23 protein-coding genes and 1 pseudogene are annotated in these 25,150 nt (G+C 59.5%); 10 read left to right on the top strand and 14 right to left on the bottom strand.

All coding sequences use genetic code 11. The annotated features are described in order from the left end of the window. Positions 1–275: 275 nt before the first annotated feature. From K5R89_RS24980 to K5R89_RS24970, 3 genes are read right to left on the bottom strand one after another with little or no spacing between them, the layout of a single operon-like run. Positions 276–1,241, bottom strand: coding sequence for a lysylphosphatidylglycerol synthase domain-containing protein (locus K5R89_RS24980; RefSeq protein ID WP_023288925.1), 966 nt, complete (start codon positions 1,239–1,241; stop codon positions 276–278). Beyond that, positions 1,238–2,482, bottom strand: coding sequence for a cardiolipin synthase ClsB (gene clsB / locus K5R89_RS24975; protein ID WP_032455208.1), 1,245 nt, complete (start codon positions 2,480–2,482; stop codon positions 1,238–1,240). Before clsB ends, K5R89_RS24980 begins: the two co-directional genes overlap by 4 nt. Continuing rightward, positions 2,479–3,240, bottom strand: coding sequence for an endonuclease/exonuclease/phosphatase family protein (locus K5R89_RS24970; protein WP_023288927.1), 762 nt, complete (start codon positions 3,238–3,240; stop codon positions 2,479–2,481). Before K5R89_RS24970 ends, clsB begins: the two co-directional genes overlap by 4 nt. 131 nt (positions 3,241–3,371) lie before the next feature. On the opposite strand from K5R89_RS24970, the gene K5R89_RS24965 reads away from it, so the two are divergent. Next, entirely contained in the window at positions 3,372–3,782 is a 411-nt protein-coding gene (locus K5R89_RS24965; RefSeq protein WP_044521803.1) for a YbhQ family protein, read from the top strand. On the opposite strand, the gene K5R89_RS24960 is transcribed toward K5R89_RS24965, so the two are convergent. From K5R89_RS24960 to K5R89_RS24935, 6 genes are all read right to left on the bottom strand, one after another. Continuing rightward, complete coding sequence (locus K5R89_RS24960; RefSeq protein ID WP_044521804.1) at positions 3,744–4,850, bottom strand: ABC transporter permease; 1,107 nt, start codon at positions 4,848–4,850, stop codon at positions 3,744–3,746. The two genes, K5R89_RS24965 and K5R89_RS24960, sit on opposite strands and share 39 nt — an antisense overlap. A gap of 129 nt (positions 4,851–4,979) precedes the next feature. Further along, on the bottom strand, positions 4,980–6,113 hold the full coding sequence (locus K5R89_RS24955) for an ABC transporter permease (protein WP_023288929.1): 1,134 nt from the start codon (positions 6,111–6,113) through the stop codon (positions 4,980–4,982). After that, positions 6,103–7,842, bottom strand: a complete 1,740-nt coding sequence (locus tag K5R89_RS24950) for an ATP-binding cassette domain-containing protein (RefSeq protein ID WP_064158104.1) — start codon at positions 7,840–7,842, stop codon at positions 6,103–6,105. Before K5R89_RS24950 ends, K5R89_RS24955 begins: the two co-directional genes overlap by 11 nt. Further along, the gene (gene hlyD / locus K5R89_RS24945) at positions 7,835–8,830 is read right to left on the bottom strand and encodes a secretion protein HlyD (protein WP_023288931.1); all 996 of its coding nucleotides are present in this window, start codon (positions 8,828–8,830) and stop codon (positions 7,835–7,837) included. The genes K5R89_RS24950 and hlyD overlap by 8 nt, the downstream gene beginning before the upstream one ends. Then, the gene (cecR, locus tag K5R89_RS24940) at positions 8,830–9,489 is read right to left on the bottom strand and encodes a transcriptional regulator CecR (RefSeq protein WP_217259066.1); all 660 of its coding nucleotides are present in this window, start codon (positions 9,487–9,489) and stop codon (positions 8,830–8,832) included. Before cecR ends, hlyD begins: the two co-directional genes overlap by 1 nt. 73 nt (positions 9,490–9,562) lie before the next feature. Beyond that, positions 9,563–10,486, bottom strand: a complete 924-nt coding sequence (locus K5R89_RS24935; RefSeq protein ID WP_217259067.1) for a LysR substrate-binding domain-containing protein — start codon at positions 10,484–10,486, stop codon at positions 9,563–9,565. On the opposite strand from K5R89_RS24935, the pseudogene K5R89_RS24930 reads away from it, so the two are divergent. From K5R89_RS24930 to ybiB, 8 genes and pseudogenes are all read left to right on the top strand, one after another. Then, positions 10,478–10,613 (top strand): annotated as a pseudogene (locus K5R89_RS24930) (hypothetical protein). The gene K5R89_RS24935 and the pseudogene K5R89_RS24930 overlap by 9 nt on opposite strands. A gap of 288 nt (positions 10,614–10,901) precedes the next feature. Further along, a complete protein-coding gene (locus K5R89_RS24925) occupies positions 10,902–12,236 on the top strand; it encodes an MFS transporter (protein ID WP_048297113.1) in 1,335 nt (444 codons plus the stop codon). A gap of 50 nt (positions 12,237–12,286) precedes the next feature. Continuing rightward, positions 12,287–13,036: an SDR family NAD(P)-dependent oxidoreductase gene (locus K5R89_RS24920; RefSeq protein ID WP_217259068.1), complete on the top strand. Its 750-nt coding sequence runs from the start codon at positions 12,287–12,289 to the stop codon at positions 13,034–13,036. A 13-nt stretch (positions 13,037–13,049) separates the two neighbouring features. Beyond that, complete coding sequence (locus K5R89_RS24915; RefSeq protein ID WP_048334488.1) at positions 13,050–13,895, top strand: transketolase; 846 nt, start codon at positions 13,050–13,052, stop codon at positions 13,893–13,895. Then, entirely contained in the window at positions 13,895–14,887 is a 993-nt protein-coding gene (locus K5R89_RS24910) for a transketolase family protein (RefSeq protein ID WP_186976865.1), read from the top strand. Before K5R89_RS24915 ends, K5R89_RS24910 begins: the two co-directional genes overlap by 1 nt. Positions 14,888–15,102: 215 nt before the next feature. After that, positions 15,103–16,452, top strand: coding sequence for an ATP-dependent RNA helicase RhlE (gene rhlE, locus K5R89_RS24905; RefSeq protein WP_023288938.1), 1,350 nt, complete (start codon positions 15,103–15,105; stop codon positions 16,450–16,452). A 192-nt stretch (positions 16,453–16,644) separates the two neighbouring features. Further along, a complete protein-coding gene (gene dinG / locus K5R89_RS24900) occupies positions 16,645–18,801 on the top strand; it encodes an ATP-dependent DNA helicase DinG (protein WP_032455216.1) in 2,157 nt (718 codons plus the stop codon). 29 nt (positions 18,802–18,830) lie between these two features. Beyond that, complete coding sequence (gene ybiB, locus K5R89_RS24895; RefSeq protein ID WP_032455217.1) at positions 18,831–19,799, top strand: DNA-binding protein YbiB; 969 nt, start codon at positions 18,831–18,833, stop codon at positions 19,797–19,799. A gap of 109 nt (positions 19,800–19,908) precedes the next feature. Here ybiB and ybiJ read toward each other — a convergent pair whose 3' ends face one another. The 4 genes from ybiJ to K5R89_RS24875 form a co-directional block, all read right to left on the bottom strand. Next, positions 19,909–20,169 carry a DUF1471 family protein YbiJ gene (ybiJ, locus tag K5R89_RS24890; RefSeq protein WP_004176772.1) on the bottom strand — a complete coding sequence of 87 codons (261 nt, stop codon included), beginning with the start codon at positions 20,167–20,169 and terminating at the stop codon, positions 19,909–19,911. 285 nt (positions 20,170–20,454) lie between these two features. Next, positions 20,455–20,721: a DksA/TraR family C4-type zinc finger protein gene (locus K5R89_RS24885; RefSeq protein WP_023288941.1), complete on the bottom strand. Its 267-nt coding sequence runs from the start codon at positions 20,719–20,721 to the stop codon at positions 20,455–20,457. Positions 20,722–20,742: 21 nt separating this feature from the next. Then, positions 20,743–21,003: a DUF1471 domain-containing protein gene (locus tag K5R89_RS24880; protein ID WP_023288942.1), complete on the bottom strand. Its 261-nt coding sequence runs from the start codon at positions 21,001–21,003 to the stop codon at positions 20,743–20,745. A 141-nt stretch (positions 21,004–21,144) separates the two neighbouring features. Next, positions 21,145–21,759 (bottom strand): flavin reductase family protein, encoded by a 615-nt coding sequence (locus K5R89_RS24875; protein ID WP_023288943.1) that lies wholly within the window; start codon positions 21,757–21,759, stop codon positions 21,145–21,147. Between the two features lie 96 nt (positions 21,760–21,855). On the opposite strand from K5R89_RS24875, the gene rlmF reads away from it, so the two are divergent. After that, on the top strand, positions 21,856–22,770 hold the full coding sequence (gene rlmF / locus K5R89_RS24870; protein ID WP_044521825.1) for a 23S rRNA (adenine(1618)-N(6))-methyltransferase RlmF: 915 nt from the start codon (positions 21,856–21,858) through the stop codon (positions 22,768–22,770). Here rlmF and ybiO read toward each other — a convergent pair whose 3' ends face one another. Then, positions 22,771–24,966 (bottom strand): mechanosensitive channel protein, encoded by a 2,196-nt coding sequence (ybiO, locus tag K5R89_RS24865; RefSeq protein ID WP_217259069.1) that lies wholly within the window; start codon positions 24,964–24,966, stop codon positions 22,771–22,773. Positions 24,967–25,150: the final 184 nt, after the last annotated feature.

Raw genomic sequence — 25,150 nt, 5'->3', positions numbered from 1 at the left:
CCTCGGCCCGACCCGAAGCCTGCAGGGATAAGTCGAAGGGACCACGCAGTGGCGATTTTGCTGGCCGGAGCCCGGGGTTACAGGGGGCGGGGGCGACTGGCCGCCCCCTGTGCGCTCCCCGCGCCGTAAGAGACATAACGCAGAAGACTAGCCGGGAGCGCAAACTACGCTGAAGCCACAGATAACATAAACAACCACACGGCAGTGCTTCCCCTCTCCCGGAAACAGTCCGGCTGGCGTTCAGGCCCATGCAAGCGCAGCGCCGCCGGGCGATTTCACTCGCGGGCCAGCTTGCGCTGGTTCTTTTGCCGCAGCTTTTTCGCCCGACTCTCCAGCAGCAGATAGGCCACCGTCGCCAGCAGCAGCGGCAGGAAATAATAGAGCGCGCGCCAGGCGAGGAGGGCGGCGATGATCGCCCCCTTCGAAATCTCTTCCCCGGAGAGCATGGCGATAAACACCGCCTCCAGCACGCCAATCCCGGCCGGGATGTGGATAATCACCCCGGCGATACTGCTCACCAGCAGTACTCCCAATACCAGGAAATAGTTAATCTCGCTGCCCAACAGCAGCCAGATGATCGCCCCCATCGCCATCCAGTTCGCCGCCGAGACCCCCATCTGCAGCAGCGCGAATCGCCAGGAGGGCAGCACCAGCCGCTGGCCTTTGATCGTCAGGTGACGGCGTTTGGCGAACGCGCAGCCGAAGAGATAGCACAGCGTGAGAAATAGCATCGCTCCGCCGATAATCCGCAGGGTGGTCTGGCTGATGTACCAGTGCGACGGCAGCTTCACCAGATCCGCCGTAAAGATCACCCCACCGAGCAGGATATAGCCCAGCCAGTTGGTGGTGATGCTTAAGGAAAAAATACGGGTGATGGTGCTATTGTTCAGCCCCAGCCGGGAGTACAGCCGGTAGCGCATGCCGATGCCGCCGACCCAGGTGCTGAGGGTCAGGTTGAAGGCATAGCAGATAAACGACACCAGCATTACCTGGCGTTTCGCCAGCTTGTGTCCGCACCAGGCGCGGCCAAGCAGATCGTAGCAGCCATAGATCAGATAGCTGACGATGACCAGCGCAATGGCGCTGAACAAGGCCAGCCGATCGTAGCCGCGGATCACCTTCCACACTTCCTGCCAGTCGACCTTCTGCGCGTAAATCACCAGCAGGACGATCACGGCGATAAAAAAGAGCACGGTGAGCACTCTTTTTGCCATCCGCCAGCGCGGGTGCGATTTGCTCATAGTGGATTATCCCTGGTAGGTGACTCGACGCGATCCTGCGTTTCAATCTCCGGCTGCACCGGCGGGCTGACCCTGGCCAGCCGCGGAGTATGGGCCGGCAGCCAGCCGACCCACGCCGGAAAGTGGCGCAGAAAGTGGAAGGCCATCACGCTCACCCCCAGCCGCCACCAGTTGCGTTTCGGCAGCATTGCTTTATCGATCCGCTGGCAATCCCGGGCGATAAGCCCGTTAAGGTTATCGCGCAGCGTCTGGTTAAACACCCGGTCGTGGATGATCAGATTGGCTTCCAGATTCAGCGACAGGCTGAGCGGGTCCAGGTTGCTCGACCCGACGGTGGCCCAGTGGTCGTCCGCCAGGGCGACTTTGCCATGCAGCGGACGGCGGCGATATTCGTAGATCTGCACGCCGCCTTTGACGAGGTAGTGATAGAGCAGGTGGGCGCCAAATTTCACAATTGGAATATCCGGTTCGCCCTGGACGATCAGCTTCACCCGCACCCCGCGCCGCGCGGCATTGCGCATCGCATGCAGCAGACGGTAGCCGGGGAAAAAATAGGCGTTCGCGATTATCACCTCCCGGCGGGCGCTGGTCAGCATCTTCAGGTAGTGGCGTTCGATATCGTCGCGGTGATCCTGATTATCGCGCCAGACGAACAGCGCCTGCGCCTCGCCGGGGGTCTGGTTGATCTCCGGCTGATGGCGACGACGGCGCCACCAGCGGCGGGTGGTTTCGCTGTTGGGCAGATTCTCCAGTTCGAACTGCAGAATATCGAGCACCACCGGCCCCTCGACCTGCACCGTGTAATCCTGCTTCGCCTCCGGGCCATAGTCGCTCATATGTTCGGCGGAGTAGTTAATGCCGCCGACAAAGGCGGTGGTGTCGTCGATCACCACGATTTTACGGTGCATGCGACGGAACAGGTTAGTGCGCATTCCCATCAGCTTAGGGCGCGGGTCGTAATAGCGGAAAATCACCCCGGCGGCGGTCAGTTCGCCGACAAACTCATCGCTAAGATCTGGCGAGCCGTAGCCGTCAAGCAGCACTTCCACCTGGATGCCGCGGCGGGCGGCCTTCAGCAGAACCGCGTGCAGCCGCCGGCCGACCTCATCTTCAAACCAGATAAAGGATTCGAGGATAACCCGCCGGCTGGCGCGACCGATGGCCGCAAACAGCGCCGGATAGTACTGGTCGCCGTTCTCCAGTAGCGTAATGCGGTTGCCTTCCTGCCAACGACATTTCACAAATGAATCTCCACGCTAAGGGGTGCATGATCGGACAGATGCCGCCACTGTTTGAGGGCCAGCGCCTTCGGGCGGCTGGCGTGGGCGTTCTTGACGTAAATGCGATCGAGGCGCAGCAGCGGAAAACTGACCGGAAAGGTGCGCGCCGGGCGTCCGCGGGCGCGGGTAAAGATCTCTTCCAGCCCCGCCTGGGCTTTTAACGGCTGGTTAGCCTGCTGACGCCAGTCGTTAAAATCCCCAGCCACCACCACCGGCTCGCCGGCGGGCAGGGTGTTGACCCATTCCGTCAGCATCCCCAGCTGCGCCTGCCGCTGGTCGGCACGCAGTCCGAGATGGACGCAAATGACGTGAATCGTGACGCCGCTCTGAGGCGGCACGATGCGGCAGTACAGCAGGCCGCGTTTCTCCCCGTTGCCGACCGAGATATCGCGATTCTCATAGTATTCAATCGGGAAGCGCGACAGCACGGCATTGCCATGGTGACCTTCCGGATAGACCGCGTTGCGCCCATAGGCGTAGTCGCTCCACATGGTGTCGGCGAGAAATTCGTAATGGGTCGTATCTGGCCAGTTTTCGATATGCAACGGGTGAACTTCGTGAGCGCCCATCACTTCCTGCAGGCAAACTATGTCAGCGCTGACGCTGCGAACGGCTTCGCGCAGCTCGGGCAAAATAAAACGCCGATTAAACGCCGTAAAGCCTTTATGGGTGTTAATTGTCAGCACGTTCAACGAAAATCCCGACGTTGGCTCAGCCATAATTCTCCAGTAAATGTCACTTTCCTGAATAAAATAGTGTAGTAGACGTCACAAAAAGATGCGGTGTTACGGAATTTTCCGTAAAGTGCGGTACTCTGAGTAGCAGAGAAAAATCCTTCAGGAGAGAAGCCATGAAGTGGCAACAACGTGTACGCGTCGCAACAGGTCTTAGTTGCTGGCAGATTATGTTGCATCTACTGGTCGTGGCAGTGCTGGTGATGGGATGGATGAGCGGCGCGCTGGTGCGCGTCGGATTAGGGCTGTGCGTCCTCTACAGCGTCACGCTGCTGGCGATGCTGTTTCTGCAGCGTCATCACGAGGCGCGCTGGCGCGATGTGGGAGACTTCCTTGAGGAGCTCACCACCACCTGGTACTTCGGCGCCGCCATGATAGCGCTGTGGCTGCTATCGCGCGTGCTGCACAACAACCTGCTGCTGGCCCTCGCCGGGCTGGTGATACTGGCAGGCCCGGCGCTGGTCTCGCTGCTGGCGAAAGATAAAAAATTACGCAATCTTTCTTCGGAACATCGCATACGCCGCTGAGCCGGTGGTGGCCGCTATGACCAGTAGCGGCCACAAACTTCCCCACACAATCTCCAGACTCGCATCCTTCAGATAAATTTGCTTGGTGATATCGGTAAAGTGGCGGATCGGGTTTATCCACGTCAGATCCTGCAGCCACTGCGGCATGTTTTCCACCGGTGAAACGTAGCCGGAGAGAAGAATCGCCGGCATCATAAAGACGAACACGCCGATAAACGCCTGCTGCTGCGTGGCGCACAGCGATGAGATTAATAAGCCAAAGCCCACCAGCGATAGACCGTAAATCACCATGGTGAAATAGAACAGCAGCAGCGAGCCGGCAAACGGGATCTGATAGGCCCAGATACCAATCGCCAGCACGATAGTCGCCTGCAGGGTGGCGACGATCAGCGCCGGCACCGCTTTACCGACAAAGATTTGCCAGGTGGCGAGAGGCGAGACCAGCAGCTGATCGAGGGTGCCCTGCTCGCGCTCGCGGGCCACCGACAGCGAGGTGACGATCATCACCCCGATGGTGGTGATCATGGCGATGAGCGACGGCACCACGAACCACTTGTAGTCGAGGTTCGGGTTATACCAGTTGCGCACCACCAGTTCGCTATTGTTCGGCTTCGCTTTGTCCTCCAGCAGTTCCTGCTGGTAATTTTTCACGACCTGCTGCAGATAGTTGGCGGCGATTTGCGCGCTGTTGGAGTTGCGCCCGTCGAGCAGGAGCTGCAGCGGGGCGGTTTGATAGTTGTCGAGGTCGCGTGAGAAATCCGCCGGGAAGCGCACCACCAGCAGGGCTTTTTGTTCATCGATGGTCGGCTGGATCGCCTGCGGGCTTTTCAGCAGCAGGACGTGGGTAAAGGCTTTGGCGCGGGCAAAGCGCTGAGTGAGTTCCACCGCGTGGCGACCGCTGTCCTCGTTATAGATGGCGATGGTGGCGTTGGTCACCTCCAGCGTCGCGGCAAAGGGAAACAGCAGCACCTGAATCAGCACGGGCATGATTAAAATCGCCCGCGTCTGCGGTTCGCGCAGCAGCGACTGCAGCTCTTTGCGGATCAATGTCCATAAACGGTGAAACATATTAGCTCCTTTGGCCCATTCAACAACGCCGGGCGGCACTGCGCTCGCCCGGCCCACGGGATCGGCGAACTGTATAATCGATGTTGGTTAAACCGTAGGCCCGGTCAGCGCAGCGCCACCGGGCAAAACCTAATCCAGACGCCGTTTGGTTTTCAGCCACGTCAGGCCGATAAACATCACCGCCGAAGCAATCAAAAACAGCACATTCACCAGCAGCACCACCGGAATATTGCCCGCCAGAAACAGGCTTTGCAGGGTGTTGACGAAATAGCGCGCCGGGATCACATAGGTCACCGCGCGGATCACCGCCGGCATGCTGTCTATCTGGAAAATAAACCCGGACAGCATTATCGACGGTAAAAAGGCGGCGTTCAGCGCCACCTGCGCGGCGTTAAACTGGTTGCGGGTGATCGTCGAGATCAGCAGTCCCATCCCCAGGGTGCTGAGCAAAAACAGACTGGTGATGACAAACAGGATCGGCAGCGAACCGCGATAGGGGACGCCGAGAATAAACACCGACACCAGCATACACAGCAGCATCGCCAGCATGCCGAGGAAGTAGTAGGGGATGAGCTTGCACAGCAGCAGTTCAGCGCGGGTGATCTCCGTCGACAGCAGCGCCTCCATGGTGCCGCGCTCCCATTCGCGGGCCACCACCAGCGAGGTCAATATGGCGCCGACCACGGTCATGATAATGGTGATCGCCCCGGGGATAATAAAGTGCTGGCTGATGGCCGCCGGGTTAAACCAGTAGCGCATCTGCACGTCGATCAGCGGTTCAAAGGTCTCGCCGCGGTCTTCCGCCCGCTGCTGCTGCCAGATCTGCCAGATACCCTCCACGTAGCCCTGGGCGAAGTTAGCGGTATTGGGCTCGCTGCCGTCGGTGATGAGCTGGAGCGGCGCAGTGGCGCCGGGGCGGGCCATCTGGCGGTCGAAGTCCACCGGAATAACCACCATCGCGCGGATGCGACCGGCCTGCATCAGCTCAATTAGCCGCTGGCGATTGTCACTGACGGTGGCGTCGATATAGGGCGATCCGGTCATGGTATGCACGAAGTCCAGCGCCTCTTCGCTCTGCTGCTCCAGCAGAACCCCCACCCGCAGCTTGCTGGAGTCGAGGTTAATGCCGTAGCCGAAGATAAACAGCAGCAGCAGAGGGATCACCACCGCAATCAGCCAGCTGCTGGGATCGCGGACGATCTGCCGGGTCTCTTTGACGCACAGGGCGCGGACCCGCCGCCAGGAGAGGAGATTACTGCTCATGGCCATTCTCCTTATCCCAACGGTTAATCAGAGTAATAAACGCCTGCTCCATGGTCGGGTCCGTCTGGTTGTCATCCGCCGCCTGGGCCTTCAGCGCGTCCGGGGTGCCGCTGGCGATAAGCTTGCCGTGATAGACCAGCCCAATGCGGTCGCAATACTCCGCTTCATCCATAAAGTGAGTGGTGACCATCACCGTCACCCCTTTATCCACCATGCTGTTGATATGCAGCCAGAACTCGCGACGGGTGAGGGGATCGACCCCGGAGGTGGGTTCGTCGAGAAAAAGAATGTCGGGCTCATGCATCAAGGAGCAGGCCAGCGCCAGCCGCTGCTTATAGCCGAGCGGCAGCTCGTCGGCGGCGTGGCGGGCGATGCTGTTCAGACCGAAGGCATCGCTCATGCGGGCAATTTTGTCATTTTGCGCCCGGCCGCGCAGGCCGTAGACCCCGGAGAAAAAGCGCAGGTTCTGCTCGACGCTGAGGTTGCCGTACAGCGAAAATTTTTGCGCCATATAGCCCAGATGCTGACGCGCCTTGCCGGAGCTGACCTTGAGATCCATCCCCAGCACCAGCGCTTTGCCGGAGGTGGGCACCAGCAGGCCGCACATCATTTTGAAGGTGGTGGATTTCCCTGCGCCGTTGGGGCCGAGCAGGCCGAAGATCTCGCCGCGCTTGACCTGGAAATCGACGTGGTCGGTGGCGGCGAAATCGCCAAATTTTTTAGTCAGCGACTGCGCCTCAATCACCGTTTCGTCTTTGCTGCCGTCAACGCGATGGATAATCGCCCCCAGCGGCGATTCGGCGGTCCCGGCGCCGCCGAGCAGGTCGATAAAGGCGTCTTCAAAGCGCGGCGCGGTGTCGGTCACCTGCAGCGATGGCATATCGTCATGTTGCTGAACCTCATCGATGCGCGCCTCCTTTTTCAGGATCAGACGCACCGATTTGCCCTGAATCACGCCGTCGCTAACCTGCGGCAGCTTCAGCGCCCGCTGCAGCAGGCGGCGGTTGTTCTCCTGCGGGCTGGAGACCAGAAAGCTGCGCCCGGCCATGGTTTGCGTCAGGGCCGTCGGCTCCCCTTGATAGAGCAGTTTGCCTTCGTTCATCAGCAGCACATCACGACACTGCTCGGCTTCATCGAGATAAGAGGTGCTCCACAGGATCAGCATGCCGTCGCCGGCCAGCTCGTGCACCATCTGCCATAGCTCGCGGCGAGAGATCGGATCGACGCCGACGCCGGGCTCATCCAGCAGCAGCACCTTCGGGTCACCCACCAGGGTACAGGCGAGCCCCAGCTTTTGCTTCATGCCGCCGGAGAGCTTGCCCGCCAGCCGCCCGGTGAACGGGCCAAGGGCGGTGAATTCCAGCAGGCGGTCGAAAATTTTCTTCCGCGCCTCGCCGGTAACGCTGCGTAGATCGGCGTACAGGGTGAGGTTTTCCATCACCGTCAGATCTTCATACAGGCCGAACTTCTGCGGCATATAGCCGAGCACCGCGTGCAGAGCGCTGTCGTCTTTTAGCGGATCAAAGCCAATCACCCTGGCGCTGCCCTCATCAGGCTTAAGCAACCCGGCGAGCATCCGCATGAGGGTGGTTTTCCCTGCGCCGTCGGGGCCCACCAGCCCCGTGACGTAGCCGGCGCGGATCGTACAGGTCAGCGGGGCCACCGCTGGCCTGTCCATCCCGGGGAAACGGCGGCTCAGGCCGTTTAAGGCGACGACGGCCTCACTCATGTCCGTTCCCGTTGTCAAAGGAGACGGTCACCGGCATCCCCTGGCGCAGCGCGCCGTCGGCGTCGGTTACCACGATGCGCAGACGGTAGACCAGATCGGTGCGCAGGTCCGGCGTCTCGACAGTCTTCGGCGTGAACTCAGCGCTCGGCGAGACAAAGCCGATTTTGCCGTGATAGGGCTTATCCGGCCGGCTGTCGGTATAAAGCAGCACTGCTTGTCCCGGCTGCGCCTGGCCGAGGTTTTTCTCGTCAACGTAGGCGCGGACCCATACTGGATGGGTCAGGGAGAGGGTTAGCACGGTGCCGCCGGCGTTGAGCATGGTGCCGGGCTCGACGGCGCGGGTCATCAGCGTGCCGTCGGAAGGGGCGGTCAGCACGGTATCGTGCAGGTCCAGTTTAGCCTGGGCCAGCGCCGCCTGCGCCTGTTCGAGGCTGGCTTTGGCCTGGGCTATCTCCTGCGGACGATTGCCGGCGCGGTATTGACGCAGTTTATCCTGCGCTGACTTCAGCGTTGCCTGCGCCTGGTCGCGCGAGGAGCGGGCGTTCTCCAGATCGTTGGCGGAAATGGCGCTGCTGGCGCGTAAACCCAGCTGGCGCTGATAAAAGTTTTGCGCGTAGTCGTAAGCGGCCTGCGCCTGATTCACTGCCGCCGCGGCCTGGGCAATCTCTTCCGAGCGGTAGCCGGCCATCATTAGGTCATACTGCGCCTGGGCGGTGGAGACGTTGGCCTGCGCCTGCAGCAGGGCGTTTTCATAGGGGGCACGGTCAAGCTCGCCGAGGGTTTGCCCGGCTCGGATGCTGTCGCCTTCGTCGACGGTCAGCGAGGCCAGTCTGCCGCCGACGCGGAAGCTCATATTGACGGTGCGGATATCGACATTGCCATACAGAGTCAGCGGCTGCTGCCGGCTGCTCTGGTACCACCACCAGCCGCCGCCCAGCGCGGCGAGAAGAATCACGATCAGCAGAATGACGACGACGGGTTTTTTCATCAGCTCAAACTCCTTTGCGATAACCCATGCAGAATGAAATCGATATGACAGGTAATGACCTCAAAAATCTGTTCGGTTTTTTGCGCGTCAAACTGCGTCCAGCCGGTGCGCAGCAGGATGGTTTCACGCCCGAGACGGAAAGCGAGCACCTCGCCCAGCAGGGCGTGGGTATGGAGGATCATTTGCGTATCACCGGCATCGCGACCCGTCCAGGCGGCGATCAGCCGGGTGAGATAGTGGTGCAGGGGGGCGATCACCTGCTGGTGGATCAGATGGTACGCGGCGGTGGGCGCCAGCTGTTCCCGGGAAATAAATTTGCTCAAGTTGACCGTATCATCCTGGGTCAGCAGCAGAATCATGTTATGGCAGGCGCTGAGGATGAGGGCGCGGATCGCCTGGCGATCCGGCGACTCTCCGGCGAGCAGGGCCTCCGCCGCTTCGGCGTGCGGGCGAAAATTGTCACCGATAAAATCGGCGATCCACTGGCCGCAGGCGAGATACAGGTCGTCTTTCGAGCCAAAATAGTAGGTGATAGCGGCGATATTCTGCCCGGCCTGGGCGGCGATATCGCGGGTGGTGGCATGCTGGCCGTACTCGCCAAACTGGGCGATAGCGGCCGCGATAAGCTGGCTTTTTGCCTGTTCGCCTTTGCTGGTCATCGCGCTCTGAAAAAATTAATCAATCGATTGATTAACTTTAGGCGCCGACTGGCGGTTTGTCCACCAGCCTGGACTAAATATGAAAACCGTCTTCCTGTAGCTCCCCGGCGACCCAGGCGAAGAAGCGCTGGACCTTTTCCTTCTGTTCATTGGCGTGGGGAAGGACGAAGTGGTGCGCGCCGACCGGCATACTCCGCTCGTCGGCAAACACCGGCGTCAGCTGCCCCTGACGCACGTGGCCGCCGGCCAGCAGATTGCTTTCCAGGATCACCCCCATCCCCATCCGGGCCGCCTCGATGCTCATGTACGACCGGTCGAAATTAAAGATAAAGTTTTTGTGCCAGCCGCGGACCTTGTGCCACGACAGCCAGTTGCTCCAGTTAATTAAGGTGCTGTCGGAATGGATCAGATCGCAGGCCAGCAGATCTTCCGGGGCGCGAACCGTATGGCGGGCTAAATAAGAGGAGGCGCTGTAGGGCAGGACGCACTCATTTTTAATGGTCCTGACCAGCAGCGTCGGCCACTGCGACAGCCCGTGGCGAATATCGATATCAATATTATCCCGGGAGAACTGAATGCTTTCGTAAGAGCAGGTCAGGCTAATTTTTAGCTCCGGCCATGCCTGACGGAATTTATCCAGCCGCGGCATCAGCCACAGCAGGCCGAAGCTCGGCGCTGAGTGAATGCGTAAATAATCCTGATGAATATCGTTGATCACCTGGCTGGTGGCCTGGCCAATCATATTCAGCGCTCCGGAGATCTCTTTGAGATATTTTTCTCCCACTGCGGTTAACATCACGCCTTTGCTGCTGCGGGAGAACAGTTTTTTTCCCAGCAAGTGCTCCAGACTGGCTATCTGGTGGCTGACCGCCGAGGCGGTAATGTTGAGGTTCTCTGCGGCCAGGTTGAGGCTGCCGGTTGCGGCGACTTCAATAAAAGCCTGGATATTGCGTAAAGAGGGCATCGGCAGATTTTTATTGGGCAGCGGTTGACTCATGGCGGCATCCTGCGGGGCGCGAATAAAAGAAAATGGCGAACAGCGTGGCGCAGCCGTGATGAACAGCATAGGGAAAAGCGAAAATAACCTTTTAATTTGTGATGGGCTTAACAATTTATCTCGTTAAAAGCGCGCCTCTCAGTAAAGGCTAAAATTTGCGGGGAGTCACTAACTCAATTTTTCTCAATCATAATTGAGCTTTTTTGAATACCTTTTCATTTTTGGGTTGTTATATTCCCCTCACAGGCCTGATCACAAACTGCGATGCGCTTGGATCGCAATAATAAAACACCTAACCACCTGTTTCGCTGTGCGAAAAGACATGTCTCTCTTGTTGCGTCAGGGCGCGTGAAACGCGGCGATCCCTGGCGGCAACCTACGGCGAAGTGGAAGAGGTATAAGATGAGGAAACCCTATGTCACGTATAGATACGCTGGTCTGTACTGACGCCAGGAAAACAAAATATCGTTTTGTGGTTTTGACGATGATTTTCCTGGTGTATGCCATCAATTACGCCGACAGAACGAATATCGGCGCGGTACTGCCGTTTATCATTGATGAATTTCATATCAATAATTTTGAGGCCGGAGCGATTGCCAGTATGTTTTTCCTCGGCTATGCGGTCAGCCAGATCCCGGCCGGCTTTTTCATCGCCAGACGCGGCACTCGAGGGCTGGTTTCGCTATCTATTTTCGGCTTCTCCGCTTTTACCTGGCTGATGGGCACGGTGAGCTCCGTATTTGGCCTGAAGCTGGTGCGGCTGGGCTTGGGACTAAGCGAAGGTCCCTGCCCGGTGGGGCTGGCGTCGACGATAAACAACTGGTTTCCGCCGAAAGAGAAAGCCACGGCAACCGGCGTTTACATCGCGGCGACCATGTTTGCCCCGATTATCGTGCCGCCGCTGGCGGTGTGGATTGCGGTGACCTGGGGCTGGCGGTGGGTCTTTTTCTCCTTTGCTATTCCCGGGATCGTAGCAGCGATAGCGTGGTACCTGTTGGTGAAGTCAAAGCCCGCGGAAAGCGGATTCGTATCTCCAAGCGAACTGGCAGAGATTAATGCCGGGCGGGACAGCCATCATAATGACGGTGTACGTGAAAATATATTAATCGCCGATCGCTTCACCTGGCTGGATAAAATTATCCGGGTGAAAAAAATGCCGCCTGTGGATACGGCGAAGGGATTATTTACCTCAAAAAATATTCTCGGAGACTGCCTCGCATATTTTATGATGGTCAGCGTGTTATATGGATTATTAACCTGGATCCCGCTGTATTTAGTGAAAGAGCGCGGTTTCGATGTGATGAGTATGGGGTTCGTGGCCAGTATGCCGTGCATCGGCGGCTTTATTGGCGCGATTGGCGGCGGATGGATTTCGGATAAATTATTAGGCCGTCGGCGTAAACCAACCATGATATTCACAGCGGTATCAACCGTAGTCATGATGTTAATTATGCTGAATATACCGGCAAGCACCCTGGCGGTCTGTATTGGTTTATTCTTTGTCGGTTTCTGTTTGAATATCGGCTGGCCGGCTTTTACCGCCTACGGTATGGCCGTTTCGGACAGCAAAACCTATCCGATCGCCTCTTCCATTATTAATAGCGGCGGCAACCTCGGCGGATTTGTGGCGCCGATGGTGGCCGGTTTCTTACTGGATAAAACGGGGAGCTTTAATTCTGTCTTTACCTATTTTGGTATCTGCGCCGCAATCGGTTTGGTGGTGATTCTTTTCCTCGATGAGCCACAATAACGAAAATAGATCCTGTTAATTAATATGACGTAATGTCATGGAGTGAAACTATGTTATTAAAAGATAAAGTCGCCATTATTACTGGCGCGGCCTCCGCACGCGGTTTGGGTTTTGCGACCGCGAAATTATTCGCCGAAAACGGCGCGAAAGTGGTCATTATCGACCTCAATGGCGAAGCCAGTAAAACCGCCGCGGCGGCGCTGGGCGAAGGCCATCTCGGCCTGGCGGCGAACGTCGCCGACGAAGTGCAGGTGCAGGCGGCCATCGAACAGATTTTGGCGAAATACAGCCGGGTCGATGTGCTGGTCAATAACGCCGGCATCACCCAACCGCTGAAGCTAATGGACATCAAGCGCGCCAACTATGACGCGGTGCTCGATGTCAGCCTGCGCGGCACGCTGCTGATGTCACAGGCGGTGATCCCCACGATGCGGTCGCAAAAATCCGGCAGCATCGTCTGCATCTCGTCCGTTTCCGCCCAGCGCGGCGGCGGTATCTTCGGCGGTCCGCACTACAGCGCGGCAAAAGCCGGCGTGCTCGGCCTGGCGCGGGCGATGGCGCGCGAGCTTGGCCCGGACAACGTCCGCGTTAACTGCATCACCCCGGGGCTCATTCAGACCGACATTACCGCCGGCAAGCTGACGGACGACATGACGGCCAATATTCTTGCCGGCATTCCGATGAACCGCCTCGGCGACGCGGTGGACATCGCCCGCGCCGCGCTGTTCCTCGGCAGCGACCTCTCTTCCTACTCCACCGGGATCACCCTGGACGTTAACGGCGGCATGTTAATTCACTAAGCGAGGCACAGAGATGAACATCACCGAATCACAAAAAGTCGCCGCGGCGGCGTGGCGTATCCGCCGCTATGCCCTGCAAATGGGGGAAGTTCAGGGGCAGGGCTATATTGGCCAGGCGCTGGGGTATGCCGATGTGCTGGCTACCGCCTTCAGTTACGCCATGACCTATCGCCCGGAAGATCCTGAGTGGGAGGGGCGCGATCGCTTCCTGCTTTCTCATGGCCATTACGCTATCGCTTATTATGCCGCGTTGCTGGAGGCGGGCATTATTCCGGAAGCGGAACTGGAAACCTACGGCTCCGACGACAGCCGCCTGCCGATGTCCGGCATGGCGACCTACACCCCGGGGATGGAGATGTCCGGCGGCTCGCTGGGGCAGGGGCTGTCTATCGCCGTCGGCATGGCGCTCGGCCTGCGGCAGAAACAGAGCAAGGCCTGGGTCTATAACTCGATGTCCGATGGGGAGCTGGATGAAGGTTCGACCTGGGAAGCGGCGATGTCGGCGGCTCACTATGGCCTGACCAACCTGATTAACCTCGTCGACGTCAACAAACAGCAGGCCGACGGCGATTCACGCAAAATCCTCGGCTTTGAGCCGCTGCAGGATAAATGGGCCGCCTTCGGCTGGTACGTGCAGCGCGTGGACGGTAACGATCTGCCGGCGGTGATGGCCGCCTTTGACAACGCGAAAAGTTTTTCCGGCAACCAGCCGCGGGTCATTTTGTGCGACACGCTGATGGGCAAAGGGGTGCCGTTCCTCGAAACCCGCGATAAGAACCATTTTATTCGCGTCGATGCCGACGAATGGCAAAAAGCGATTGCGGTGCTGGACGCTAACAAACCGGAAGGAGTGCTGTAATGAGCCAGAGTAAACCCCGTTTAAAAACGTCGGCGATGATCGCTTCGATTGCCGATGAAGGCCAGGCCACCGTCTCTGCGCCCTTCGGCGTCGCGCTGTCGAAACTCGCGGCGCAGCGCCCGGCGATCGTCGGTATGACCGCGGACCTGTCAAAATATACTGACCTGCATATTTTCGCCCAGGCCTTCCCGGATCGCTTTTTCCAGATGGGAATGGCGGAGCAACTGCTGATGGCGGCGGCGGGAGGCATGGCGAAGGAGGGATTTATTCCCTTCGCCACCACCTATGCCGCCTTTGCGACCCGTCGCGCCTATGATTTTATTCATCAGGTGATCGCTGAAGAGCATCTGAACGTCAAGATTTGCGCGGCGCTACCGGGCCTGACGACCGGCTATGGCCCCAGTCATCAGGCCACCGAAGATCTGGCGATCATGCGTGGTATCCCTGGAATGGTCATCGTCGATCCCTGCGATGCGCTGGAGATTGAGCAGGCGGTACCGGCCATTGCCGATCATCATGGCCCGGTTTATATGCGCCTGCTTCGCGGGAAGGTGCCGCTGGTGCTGGATAAATACGACTATCAGTTCGAACTGGGCAAAGCGAAGCTGCTGGAGGACGGCAACGACGTGTTGATTATCTCCTCCGGGCTAATGACCATGCGCGCGCTGGAGGCGGTTGAAAGGCTGCGGGACGATAATATCAGCGTGGCGGTCCTGCACGTGCCGACCATCAAACCGCTGGATGAACAAGCGATTATTGAACAGGCGTCGAAGCCGGGTCGCCTGGTGGTCACCGCCGAAAACCACACCGCGGTCGGCGGGTTAGGAGAGGCGGTGGCCGCCCTGCTGATGCGCAAAGGGGTTCGCTGCGAGCTGGATACCGTAGGGCTGCCTGACGCGTTCCTGTTAGCCGGCGCGCTGCCGACCCTCCACGATCGCTACGGCATCTCCACCGCGAAGATCGTTGAAAAAATTAAGTATCGTCTGCGTTAACCGCGCTGCGGCGACCCGCCTGGCCGCTGAGCGCCCTCAGCGGCCTTCTTCCCCCCGCCAGCCAGGCGCGGCATTCTTTTGCAGATTTTATGCGGCCTGTCACAAAATCTGCTAGACTGCGCCCCTTCATGGCATTGTGGTTTTTGCCATCTCTTATCGCAATAATCTCCCTGAAAACTACGCCCTTCACCGGGCCGGGGCGGTTCGGAGTTGTTATGTCTTTTGATTCCCTTGGCCTGAATCCCGATATCCTGCGCGCTGTCGCTGAGCAGGGCTACGTTGAGCCGACCCCTATCCAGCAGCAGGCGATCCCGGCGGTACTGCAGGGCCGCGACCTGATGGCCAGCGCCCAGACCGGCACCGGTAAAACGGCGGGCTTTACTCTGCCGCTGCTGCAGCGCCTGATCCAGAACGAGCCGCACGCGAAGGGGCGTCGCCCGGTGCGCGCGCTGATCCTGACCCCGACCCGCGAGCTGGCGGCGCAGGTGGGCGAGAACGTGCGGGATTACAGCAAATATCTGAATGTTCGCTCGCTGGTGGTGTTCGGCGGCGTGAGCATCAACCCGCAGATGATGAAGCTGCGCGGCGGCGTCGATATCCTCGTCGCCACCCCGGGCCGTCTGCTGGACCTGGAACACCAGAACGCCGTCAGCCTCGATAAAGTGGAAATCCTCGTACTGGATGAAGCGGACCGCATGCTGGATATGGGCTTTATCCATGACATCCGCCGCGTACTGGCTAAACTGCCGCCGCGTCGGCAGAACCTGCTGTTCTCGGCGACCTTCTCCGACGAGATCAAAGGCCTGGCTGAGAAATTGCTGCACAACCCGCTGGAAGTGGAAGTGGCGCGTCGCAACACGGCCTCCGAGCAGATCACCCAGCACGTCCATTTTGTTGACAAAAACCGTAAGCGCGAGCTGCTGTCGCAGCTTATCGGCGAAGGCAACTGGCAGCAGGTGCTGGTCTTTACCCGCACTAAGCATGGCGCCAACCACCTCGCGGAGCAGCTCAACAAAGACGGCATCCGCAGCGCGGCGATCCATGGCAACAAGAGCCAGGGGGCGCGTACCCGCGCGCTGGCCGACTTTAAATCCGGCGGCATTCGCGTGCTGGTGGCGACCGATATCGCCGCCCGCGGTCTGGATATCGAAGAGCTGCCGCACGTGGTGAACTACGAGCTGCCGAACGTGCCGGAAGATTATGTCCACCGTATCGGCCGTACCGGTCGCGCCGCGGCCACCGGCGAAGCCTTGTCGCTGGTGTGCGTGGATGAGCACAAGCTGCTGCGCGATATCGAGCGCCTGCTGAAGAAAGAGATCCCGCGCATCGCGATTGCCGGCTATGAGCCGGATCCGTCTATTAAAGCCGAACCTATCCAGAACGGTCGCCAGCAGCGCGGCGGCGGTCGTGGTCAGGGACGCGGCGGCCAGGGCCAGGGGCGCAGCGGACAGCCGCGCAGCCAGAGCAGCGCCCCGCGTCGTCAGGACGGCGAGGCGCCGAAAGCGCGCACTCAGGACGGCAAACCGCCGCGCCGCCGTCGCCCGCGTAAACCGGCTGGCGAATAACAGGCTGATGCCCGGACCGCGAGAATGCGGTTAAGCACGGCTCAGGCCCGTCTGTCCGCTACGCGGCGGCGGGCCTTTTTCTTTCCATTACACTATTTGTCGAGCACGCTTCCACACTGAGCAGAAAGCAATACCTCCGGGCGGGCAAAAATGGCACAATAGTGGCTGTTTATACAGTATTCAGGTTTTCTCATGGCTTTGACCGCTGCGCTGAAAGCGCAAATCGCCGCCTGGTATAAGGCGCTTCAGGAACAGATCCCGGACTTTATTCCCCGCCCCCCGCAGCGGCAGATGATCGCTGATGTGGCGAAAACCCTCGCCGGGGATGAGGGCCGGCATCTGGCTATCGAAGCGCCGACCGGCGTTGGTAAAACGCTGTCATATCTGATCCCCGGCATTGCCATCGCCCGTGAGGAACAAAAAACGCTGGTGGTCAGCACCGCCAACGTCGCCCTGCAGGATCAAATCTACAGTAAAGACCTGCCGCTGCTGCGCAAGATTATCCCCGACCTGCGCTTCACCGCCGCCTTCGGTCGCGGACGCTACGTCTGCCCGCGCAATCTGACGGCGCTGGCCAGCACCGAGCCGACGCAGCAGGATCTGCTGGCCTTCCTCGACGACGATCTCACCCCGAACAACCAGGCCGAGCAGAAGCTGTGCGCGACGCTGAAGCAGGATCTCGACAGCTACCGCTGGGACGGCCTGCGCGACCATACCGACAAAGCCATCGACGATGGGCTGTGGAGCCGGCTGAGCACCGATAAGGCCAGCTGCCTGAACCGCAACTGCCACTACTATCGGGAGTGTCCGTTCTTTGTGGCGCGGCGGGAAATTCAGGAGGCGGAAGTGGTGGTGGCCAACCATGCGCTGGTGATGGCGGCGATGGAGAGCGAGGCGGTGCTGCCGGAGCCGAAAAACCTGCTGCTGGTCCTCGATGAAGGCCATCATCTGCCGGACGTCGCCCGCGACGCGCTGGAGATGAGCGCCGAGATCACCGCCCCCTGGTTTCGCCTGCAGCTGGATCTGTTCTGCAAGCTGGTGGCTACCTGCATGGAGCAGTTCCGCCCGAAAACCACGCCGCCGCTGGCCAATGCGGAGCGGCTCGCCGGCCATTGCGAAGAGCTGTTCGAGCTGATTGCGTCGTTGAATAATATTCTCAATCTCTATATGCCCGCCGGTCAGGACGCGGAGCATCGCTTCCCGATGGGCGAACTGCCGCAGGAGGTGATGGAGATCTGCCAGCGGCTGGCGAAGCTCACCGAGACGCTGCGCGGGCTGGCGGAGCTGTTCCTTAACGATCTCAGCGAAAAGACCGGCAGCCATGACGTGGTGCGCCTGCATCGGGTGCTGCTGCAGATGAACCGCGCCCTCGGCATGTTTGAAAGCCAAAGCAAGCTGTGGCGTCTGGCGTCGCTGGCGCAGTCCTCTGGCGCGCCGGTGACCAAATGGGCGACGCGGGTGGTGCGCGACGGCCAGATCCACGTCTGGTTCCACTGCGTCGGCATCCGTGTCAGCGATCAGCTTGAACGACTGCTGTGGCGCAGCGTGCCGCATATCGTGGTGACGTCAGCGACGCTGCGCTCTCTAAACAGCTTCTCGCGCCTGCAGGAGATGAGCGGCCTGAAGGAGAAAGCGGGCGACCGCTTCGTGGCGCTGGATTCGCCGTTCAACCACGTAGAGCAGGGGAAAATTATTATTCCTCAAATGCGCTATGAACCGCTGATGGATAACGAAGAGCAGCACATCGCCGAGATGGCGGCCTATTTTCGCCAGCAGGTGGAGAGCAAGAAACATCTCGGGATGCTGGTGCTGTTCGCCAGCGGGCGAGCGATGAATCGCTTCCTGGAGCATGTGACCGATCTGCGCCTGATGCTGCTGGTGCAGGGCGACCAGCCGCGCTACCGGCTGGTGGAGCTGCATCGCAAACGGGTGGAAAGCGGCGAGCGCAGCGTGCTGGTGGGCCTGCAGTCCTTTGCCGAAGGTCTCGATTTAAAAGGCGATCTGTTAAGCCAGGTGCATATCCATAAAATCGCCTTTCCGCCCATCGACAGCCCGGTAGTGATCACCGAAGGCGAATGGCTGAAAAGCCTCAATCGTTATCCCTTCGAGGTACAGAGTTTGCCCAGCGCCTCCTTTAATCTTATTCAGCAGGTGGGGCGTCTGATCCGTAGCCATCACTGCTGGGGAGAGGTGGTGATTTACGATAAGCGTCTGTTGACCAAAAACTACGGCGCGCGTCTACTGAACGCGTTACCTGTTTTTCCCATAGAGCAGCCGGGCGTCCCGGAGGTTATAGTAAAACGTAAAGCAAAACAGACAGCAAAACAGACAGGCCGCAAACGTCGTTGACGCCGGCGCGTGACGCAACAGGGGGAGCCATGGAGTACAGCAAAATTATAAAAGAGGTGGGCCGCGGTAAGAATCATGCCCGCGACCTGGATGAAGAGACCGCCCGTGCGCTCTACGCGCGGATGCTGAACGGCGAGGTGCCGGAGCTGGAGCTGGGGGGAATATTAATCGCCCTGCGCATCAAAGGCGAAGGCGAAGCGGAGATGAAAGGCTTTTACGCCGCGATGCAGCAGCATACTCTGCGCCTGACCCCGCCGGCAGGCAAGCCGATGCCGATCGTTATCCCCAGCTACAACGGCGCGCGCAAGCAGGCGAACCTGACGCCGCTGCTGGCGATGCTCCTGCACAAGCTAGGGTTTCCGGTCGTGGTTCACGGCGTCAGTCACGATCCGACCCGGGTGCTGACCGAGACCATTTTTACCCTGCTGGACATTCCGGCTACCCGGCATGCCGGCCAGGCTCAGGCGCAGCTGGAGGGGCATGAACCGGTATATATCCCGGTGGGCGCCTTCTGCCCGCCGCTGGAGAAACAGCTGGCGATGCGCTGGCGGATGGGCGTGCGCAACAGCGCCCATACGTTGGCCAAACTGGCCACGCCGTTTGGCGAAGGGGAGGCGTTACGTCTCTCCAGCGTATCGCATCCGGAATATGTTCCCAGGGTGGCGAGCTTCTTTCGCGAGACCGGTGGCCGCGCGCTGCTGATGCACGGTACCGAAGGCGAAGTGTACGCCAACCCGCAGCGCTGCCCGCAGATCAGCCTGATCGATGACCAGGGCGTGCGGGCGCTGTGCGACCGTCAGACCGAGGCCGCGGCGGAGGAAGTCATTCTGCCAGCCTCGAAAGATCCCGAAGTGACCGCGCGCTGGATCGAACGCTGCGTCGCCGGCGTCGAACCGGTACCCCACTCGCTGAAGATCCAGCTTGCCTGCTGTCTGCTGGCCTGCGGGGAGGTCTCAACCCTGGAGCAGGGGCTCAGCCGCGTCAACGACTGCTGGTGATTGGCTCGGCAGAATAAAAAAAAGCCCGTCCGGTGGCTCGGACGGGCAAGGCAAGGGTATTAAAGGTCTTTTCAGGGTTAATTCAGTGGCTTACAGGGTTGAGCTGCGATTATTTATAGATAACCGCGGTACCGCTCAGTTTGTTGTTGGTGTTAGCGGAAGTGATGCTATAGCCGGTTGCGCCAGCGGCTTCGGCTTTAGCAGCCAGTTTCGCTTCCAGACCATCTAACGTGGTTGCGCCTTGCGCAGACACCACGCCGATCTTATTCATGCTTTCAGCCTGAGCGGGGGTAACCGGTTCGGCGGCAAAGGCGCCGAAGGAAAGGGCGGTCAGAGCGATGGCAGCGGCAGCATATTTGATGTTTTTCATAGTTAATCTCTCGCAGGTTGTTCTGTTCAGGGGACGATGTTCCGTCGATGTGATAAGTATCACGCTTTTTTGCGGGAGATAAAATCGAAGGAAATTCACAGTCTTCATCTAATTTTTTGAATGATTAATAATTTACTGATTATTAATAAATTATTTCTCATTCTTTTTGTCTGATGGCGGAGCGAGGGAGACCGGCACGCTTAAGGGCACATATTGCGACATTTATCGCCAAAAAGTGTGCGCGAAAAGATAATGCGAAAGGCTGTCATGAACGGTAAAGGAAGGTCAGCGTAGCTGGCTATCCTTGGAACCACGACGATTATATCCTGAAAATGTATTGTTATGTAAATCTTTCTCCTGCTGGCACTTCACGCAGTATCTCACCCCGGGTATCGCCTGTCGGCGCGCCTCCGGAATCGGCTCTCCGCATTCATCACAAAATTTGTTGCTTTCGCCGTGCGGAAGCTCGCGGCGGGCGCGAGCCACCGCATCGTCAATGGTGCTGTCGATCTGATCCTGTACGGCGCCGTCGCCTGCCCAACCTGATGCCATTGTCTGCCTCCTGTAAAAAGATTATTGATAAATTATAGCTGAACCGTACAGCCGGTTACCGCTGCTGGCGGCATTGACCCGCCAGGCTATCGCCCCACGACGGTGGGCCTTATCCGCGAGGGCGGCCACCAGGTCGTCAAGGGTGCGGGCCCCGGAGGCGGAGACGGTGCCGACAGGACGCAGCGGCCCGTCATAGGGCAGTACGGGGGGCGGCGGCAGGGAAGAGGCCGCGTCGGCATGAGCGGCAAGCGCAGCGGCAAACAGCAGCGAGGTGATTTTCATCAGCATATCCTCATAAACAGCATGGGACATAGCTTAAGTGTAGGCCTTTCCAGACCGCGCGATAGGGAATTTTTTATGCAAAAACAAGGCGTTTAGCCCGCAGCCGGCGCAGAGTAGCGGTCCCCGCGCCAGGGATATTATTTAGCGGGCATCCGGGCGGATCATGTCAAAACGCAGGCTGTCATCAATACTGTAATAGGCGCTTGGCCCCCCGGCACGCAGGATCGGCTGAGCGCGGGCGGTTTGATAGATGCCGTTCTCCAGCAGTGATTCATCGATATGCACGGCGACCACTTCGCCGAGCACCAGCCATGTATCGACAAGGTTGCCGTCGGCGGTGGTGAGCTGAATACATTGCGACAGGCGGCACTCAAAGTTCACCGGGCTCTCCGCCACCCGGGGGGCCTTGACCAGGCGGCTGGCGGCGGCGGTGAGTCCGGCGCGCACGAATTCATCCTCATGGTGCGGGATCGAGGCGGAGGTTTCGTTCATCGCGGCGGCCAGCGGGCGCGTCGCCAGGTTCCAGACGAACTCCTTCGTTTCGACGATATTTCGCACGCTGTCTTTCCAGCCGCTGCTGGCGAAACCAATGATCGGCGGGCGATAGTTAAAACAGTTAAAAAAGCTGTATGGCGCCAGATTACGCTGGCCCTCGGCGTCCTGCGAGGCGATCCAGCCTATCGGGCGAGGCCCGATTATTGCGTTGAGCGGGTCATGCGGCAGGCCGTGGCCCTGCGAAGGTTGATAAAAGTACATGCTGCACCTGTCACGGATAAAGGAGATATCCAGACTCCCTTATTTACCGAGCGGCCGTCAACGGGTATCTTACGCGGCTGTTCAAAGGAGATTGTCATGAAAGCCCAGAAACCGGGGTTACACCCGCGTAACCGCCACCATCAACGCTACGACCTGCCCGCGCTCTGCCAGGCGCATCCTGACCTGCAGGGATACATTACGCTCAATCCGCTGGGTGAGCAGACCATTGATTTTGCCAATCCGCAGGCGGTAAAGGCGTTGAATAAAGCGCTGCTGGCGCATTTCTACGCGGTCAAACACTGGGACATTCCTGATGGTTTTCTCTGTCCGCCGGTGCCGGGGCGGGCCGATTATATTCATCATCTGGCGGATCTGCTGGCCGGGGACAGCGGCGAAGTGCCGAAGCAAGCCACGATCCTCGATATTGGCACCGGCGCCAACCTCATTTATCCCCTGATCGGCGTTCACGAGTACGGCTGGCGCTTTACCGGCAGCGAAATCAGCCCGGAAGCCTTCGCCAGCGCGCAGGCGATTGTCAATGGCAACCCGGGATTGACCCGGCAGATCCGTCTGCGTCGGCAAAAAGAGAGCCAGGCTATCTTCCACGGCGTGATCCACAAAAACGAGACCTATGACGCCACGCTGTGTAATCCGCCGTTCCATGACTCCGCAGAGAGCGCCCGGGCGGGCGGTGAGCGCAAGCGCCGCAATCTCGGACTCGGCGCCGACAGCGGGCTTAACTTTGGCGGTCAGCAGCAGGAGCTGTGGTGCGAAGGGGGCGAAGTGGCCTTTATCTCGCAGATGATCCGCGAAAGTCAGGCCTTCGCCCGCCAGGTGAAATGGTTTACCTCGCTGGTGTCGCGCGGCGACAATCTGCCGCCGCTCTACCGCCTGCTGACCGAGGTCGGGGCAGTGAAAGTGGTGAAAAAAGAGATGGCCCAGGGGCAAAAGCAGAGCCGCTTTATCGCCTGGAGCTTTATGGACGACGCCAAACGCCGCCGTCCGTTCTAACTACTCCGCGGCCGGGCTGTCGGCGCCCGGCATCGGCAGCTGCTGCCAGGTTTGTACCGGGGCGCGAACCCCGGCGCGGTCGAAGTGCTTTTTCACCTGGGTGTCGAGGGCAAAACGCACCGTCCACTGCTTCAGCGGCAGGGTGGTGAAGCTGACGCGCAGCGTAAAGGCGGTATTGCTCAGTCCCACCAGCCCGGCGAACGACGGTTCGCCAATGATCAGGCCGCGGATCTCCTCCTGGGCCAGCAGATCGTCCACCGCCGCCTTCAGCGCCTGACTGGCTTTATCCAGATCCTCATGGCGGTCGACGTCATAGTTGGCCACCACCGAGCCAATGCCGCGCACGAAGTTGGCAAAGGTGGTGATCGAGGACCAGGGGATAATGTGATAAGCGCCGGTATCCTGGCGCACCCCCACTGAGCGAATCGACATCCGTTCCACCGTGCCGGTCAAGGGACCGATGGTGACCAGATCGCCGGTATTCATCCCGTTCTCAAACTGGATAAAAATGCCGGTGATAATGTCTTTGACCAGGGTTTGCGCGCCAAACGAGATGGCCAGCCCCAACGCCCCGGCGCCCGCCAGCAGCGGCGCGATATTGACCCCAATCTCCGAGAGCAAAATCATCACCGTGATGGTGCTGATCACCACCGCCAGCGCGTTGCGAAACAGCGTCAGCAGCGTCCTGGCCCGCGCGCTGGGCAGCGGGCGGCCATGGATATCCGAGGCCAGCCGGTTTTCGATCAGGCTGGCCAGCACCGTCCAGCCGATAGCGGAGAAGAAGAGGATAAGGGCGATACGGATCAGCACATCCACCGTTTTTTGCCCGGCATCGTTGTGCAGCCATTCGCGGAAGTCAAACAGCCCCCAGGCGCTCAGGAGCAGCATGATGGCGACGCAGACGGTGAGAATACGCGCTGCCTTCAGCGACGCGGAGATCCAGCCGTTCAACCGCTTTTGCAGCTCAGGATAGTTGCGCTGAGTGGCAGGGGAGAGGGTGATGGTTTTGGCTATCCAGCGCGACAGAATGCCGGACACCAGCGCCGCGCCGCCGATAATCGCCAGGCTGCGCAGGGTGGCGCCCATCATAAATTTCAGGCTGTTGCCTGGGTCGAACAGGGAAAAGAAAAAGAGCACCACAAAGTAGGCGCAGGCCAGCCAGTGCCAGACCAGGGCGAAGGCGCGGATAAACAGGCTAAAGAAGGAGAGCGAGCGGTCAGCCAGATGGATCAGCCCCTGCGTAATCACCGCTTTGTTATGGAAAATCAGATACAGCGCCCACAGCGTAATGCACAGCATGATGACGACGTTAGCCAGCGCGCCGACCTGAACATTCACCTGGTTGGAGATAATCGGCACCGCGACGATCAGGCCGTAGCCGATCAGGCTGCTGAGGGCGCTCAGGCGCAGGCTCCAGTAGGAGGCGGCCTCGTCGCTGAGGTTAAAGGGCCTGAGCGCCGGGATGCGCGGGCAGAAAATGAGCCGCAGGATGGCTTTAAAGAATTCGATCAGCGCGAAGGCGTTGAGGAAAAGGCTCTGCTGGAAGGCGATAGTAGGGTTGTCGCCATTCAGGCGATCGCTCAACAGCTGACCGATAAACAGGGTCAGCGCCAGCAGCAGCAGATCGATGATAAACGCCCCGGCGATGGTCAACGGCAGCTGGAGCCAGTTTCCGCGATCGCGGTTTTTATGCCGTCCCCATTCGCCCATTTTACGATACAGCGGCAGCGCCGCGAGGCGTACCAGCCACCAGAAGGCAAACACCAGCCCGGCCAGCAGTAAAAAATGCCAGGCGGCGCTGGTAAAGGTTTGCGGATTAAAGGGCTTATGCGGCGAGCCGGTAATATTGCGCCACAGCTGGGAGAAGCGCGATGAGAACTCATCGCCATATTCCCGGCTGATCTGCGTGACGTTCTCCAGCACCGTGGTCTCTTCTTTCACCGCCGGCGGCGTCAGCGTCGGGGTGCTGTCGGGCGGCGGCGTGGCGGCCGCTTTACGCAGCTGGTCAATGAGCTCCTGGCGGGCGGAGTCGTTGGCCAGCACGTCGGCCAGCGCGGCATAGGCCGCTCTTTTCTGTTCTACATCGGGTTCGCTGGCGCTGGTTTTATCGGCATTAGCGGTCGGCACGCCGGGCAGGGCGGCGGCGGAAAGCGGGGGAGTAAACAGCGCAGCGAGCAAAAGCAGGATCCACGGCATGGGCACCTCCGTTGCAACGTAAACGGGTAAGTATAGAAGCCGATGGCGGAAGGGGAGGGAAGAGGAATCTGGAAAGCGGCTCTCTTTCCGTGCGGGGGGGAGGCTGTGGGGGTGGGGAGGGGGTGGAAGGAGATCCCCCCAAGCGGGGGTTGGGGGGGGATGCCCCACACACCGGGGGTGGGGG

Origin of the sequence: Klebsiella sp. TF21-TM (assembly GCF_019753495.1) — a bacterium.
Lineage (GTDB): Bacteria > Pseudomonadota > Gammaproteobacteria > Enterobacterales > Enterobacteriaceae > Klebsiella > Klebsiella quasipneumoniae.
The sequence above is the reverse complement of the archived record's forward strand: the minus strand, read 5'-3'. Positions and strand labels throughout refer to the sequence as shown.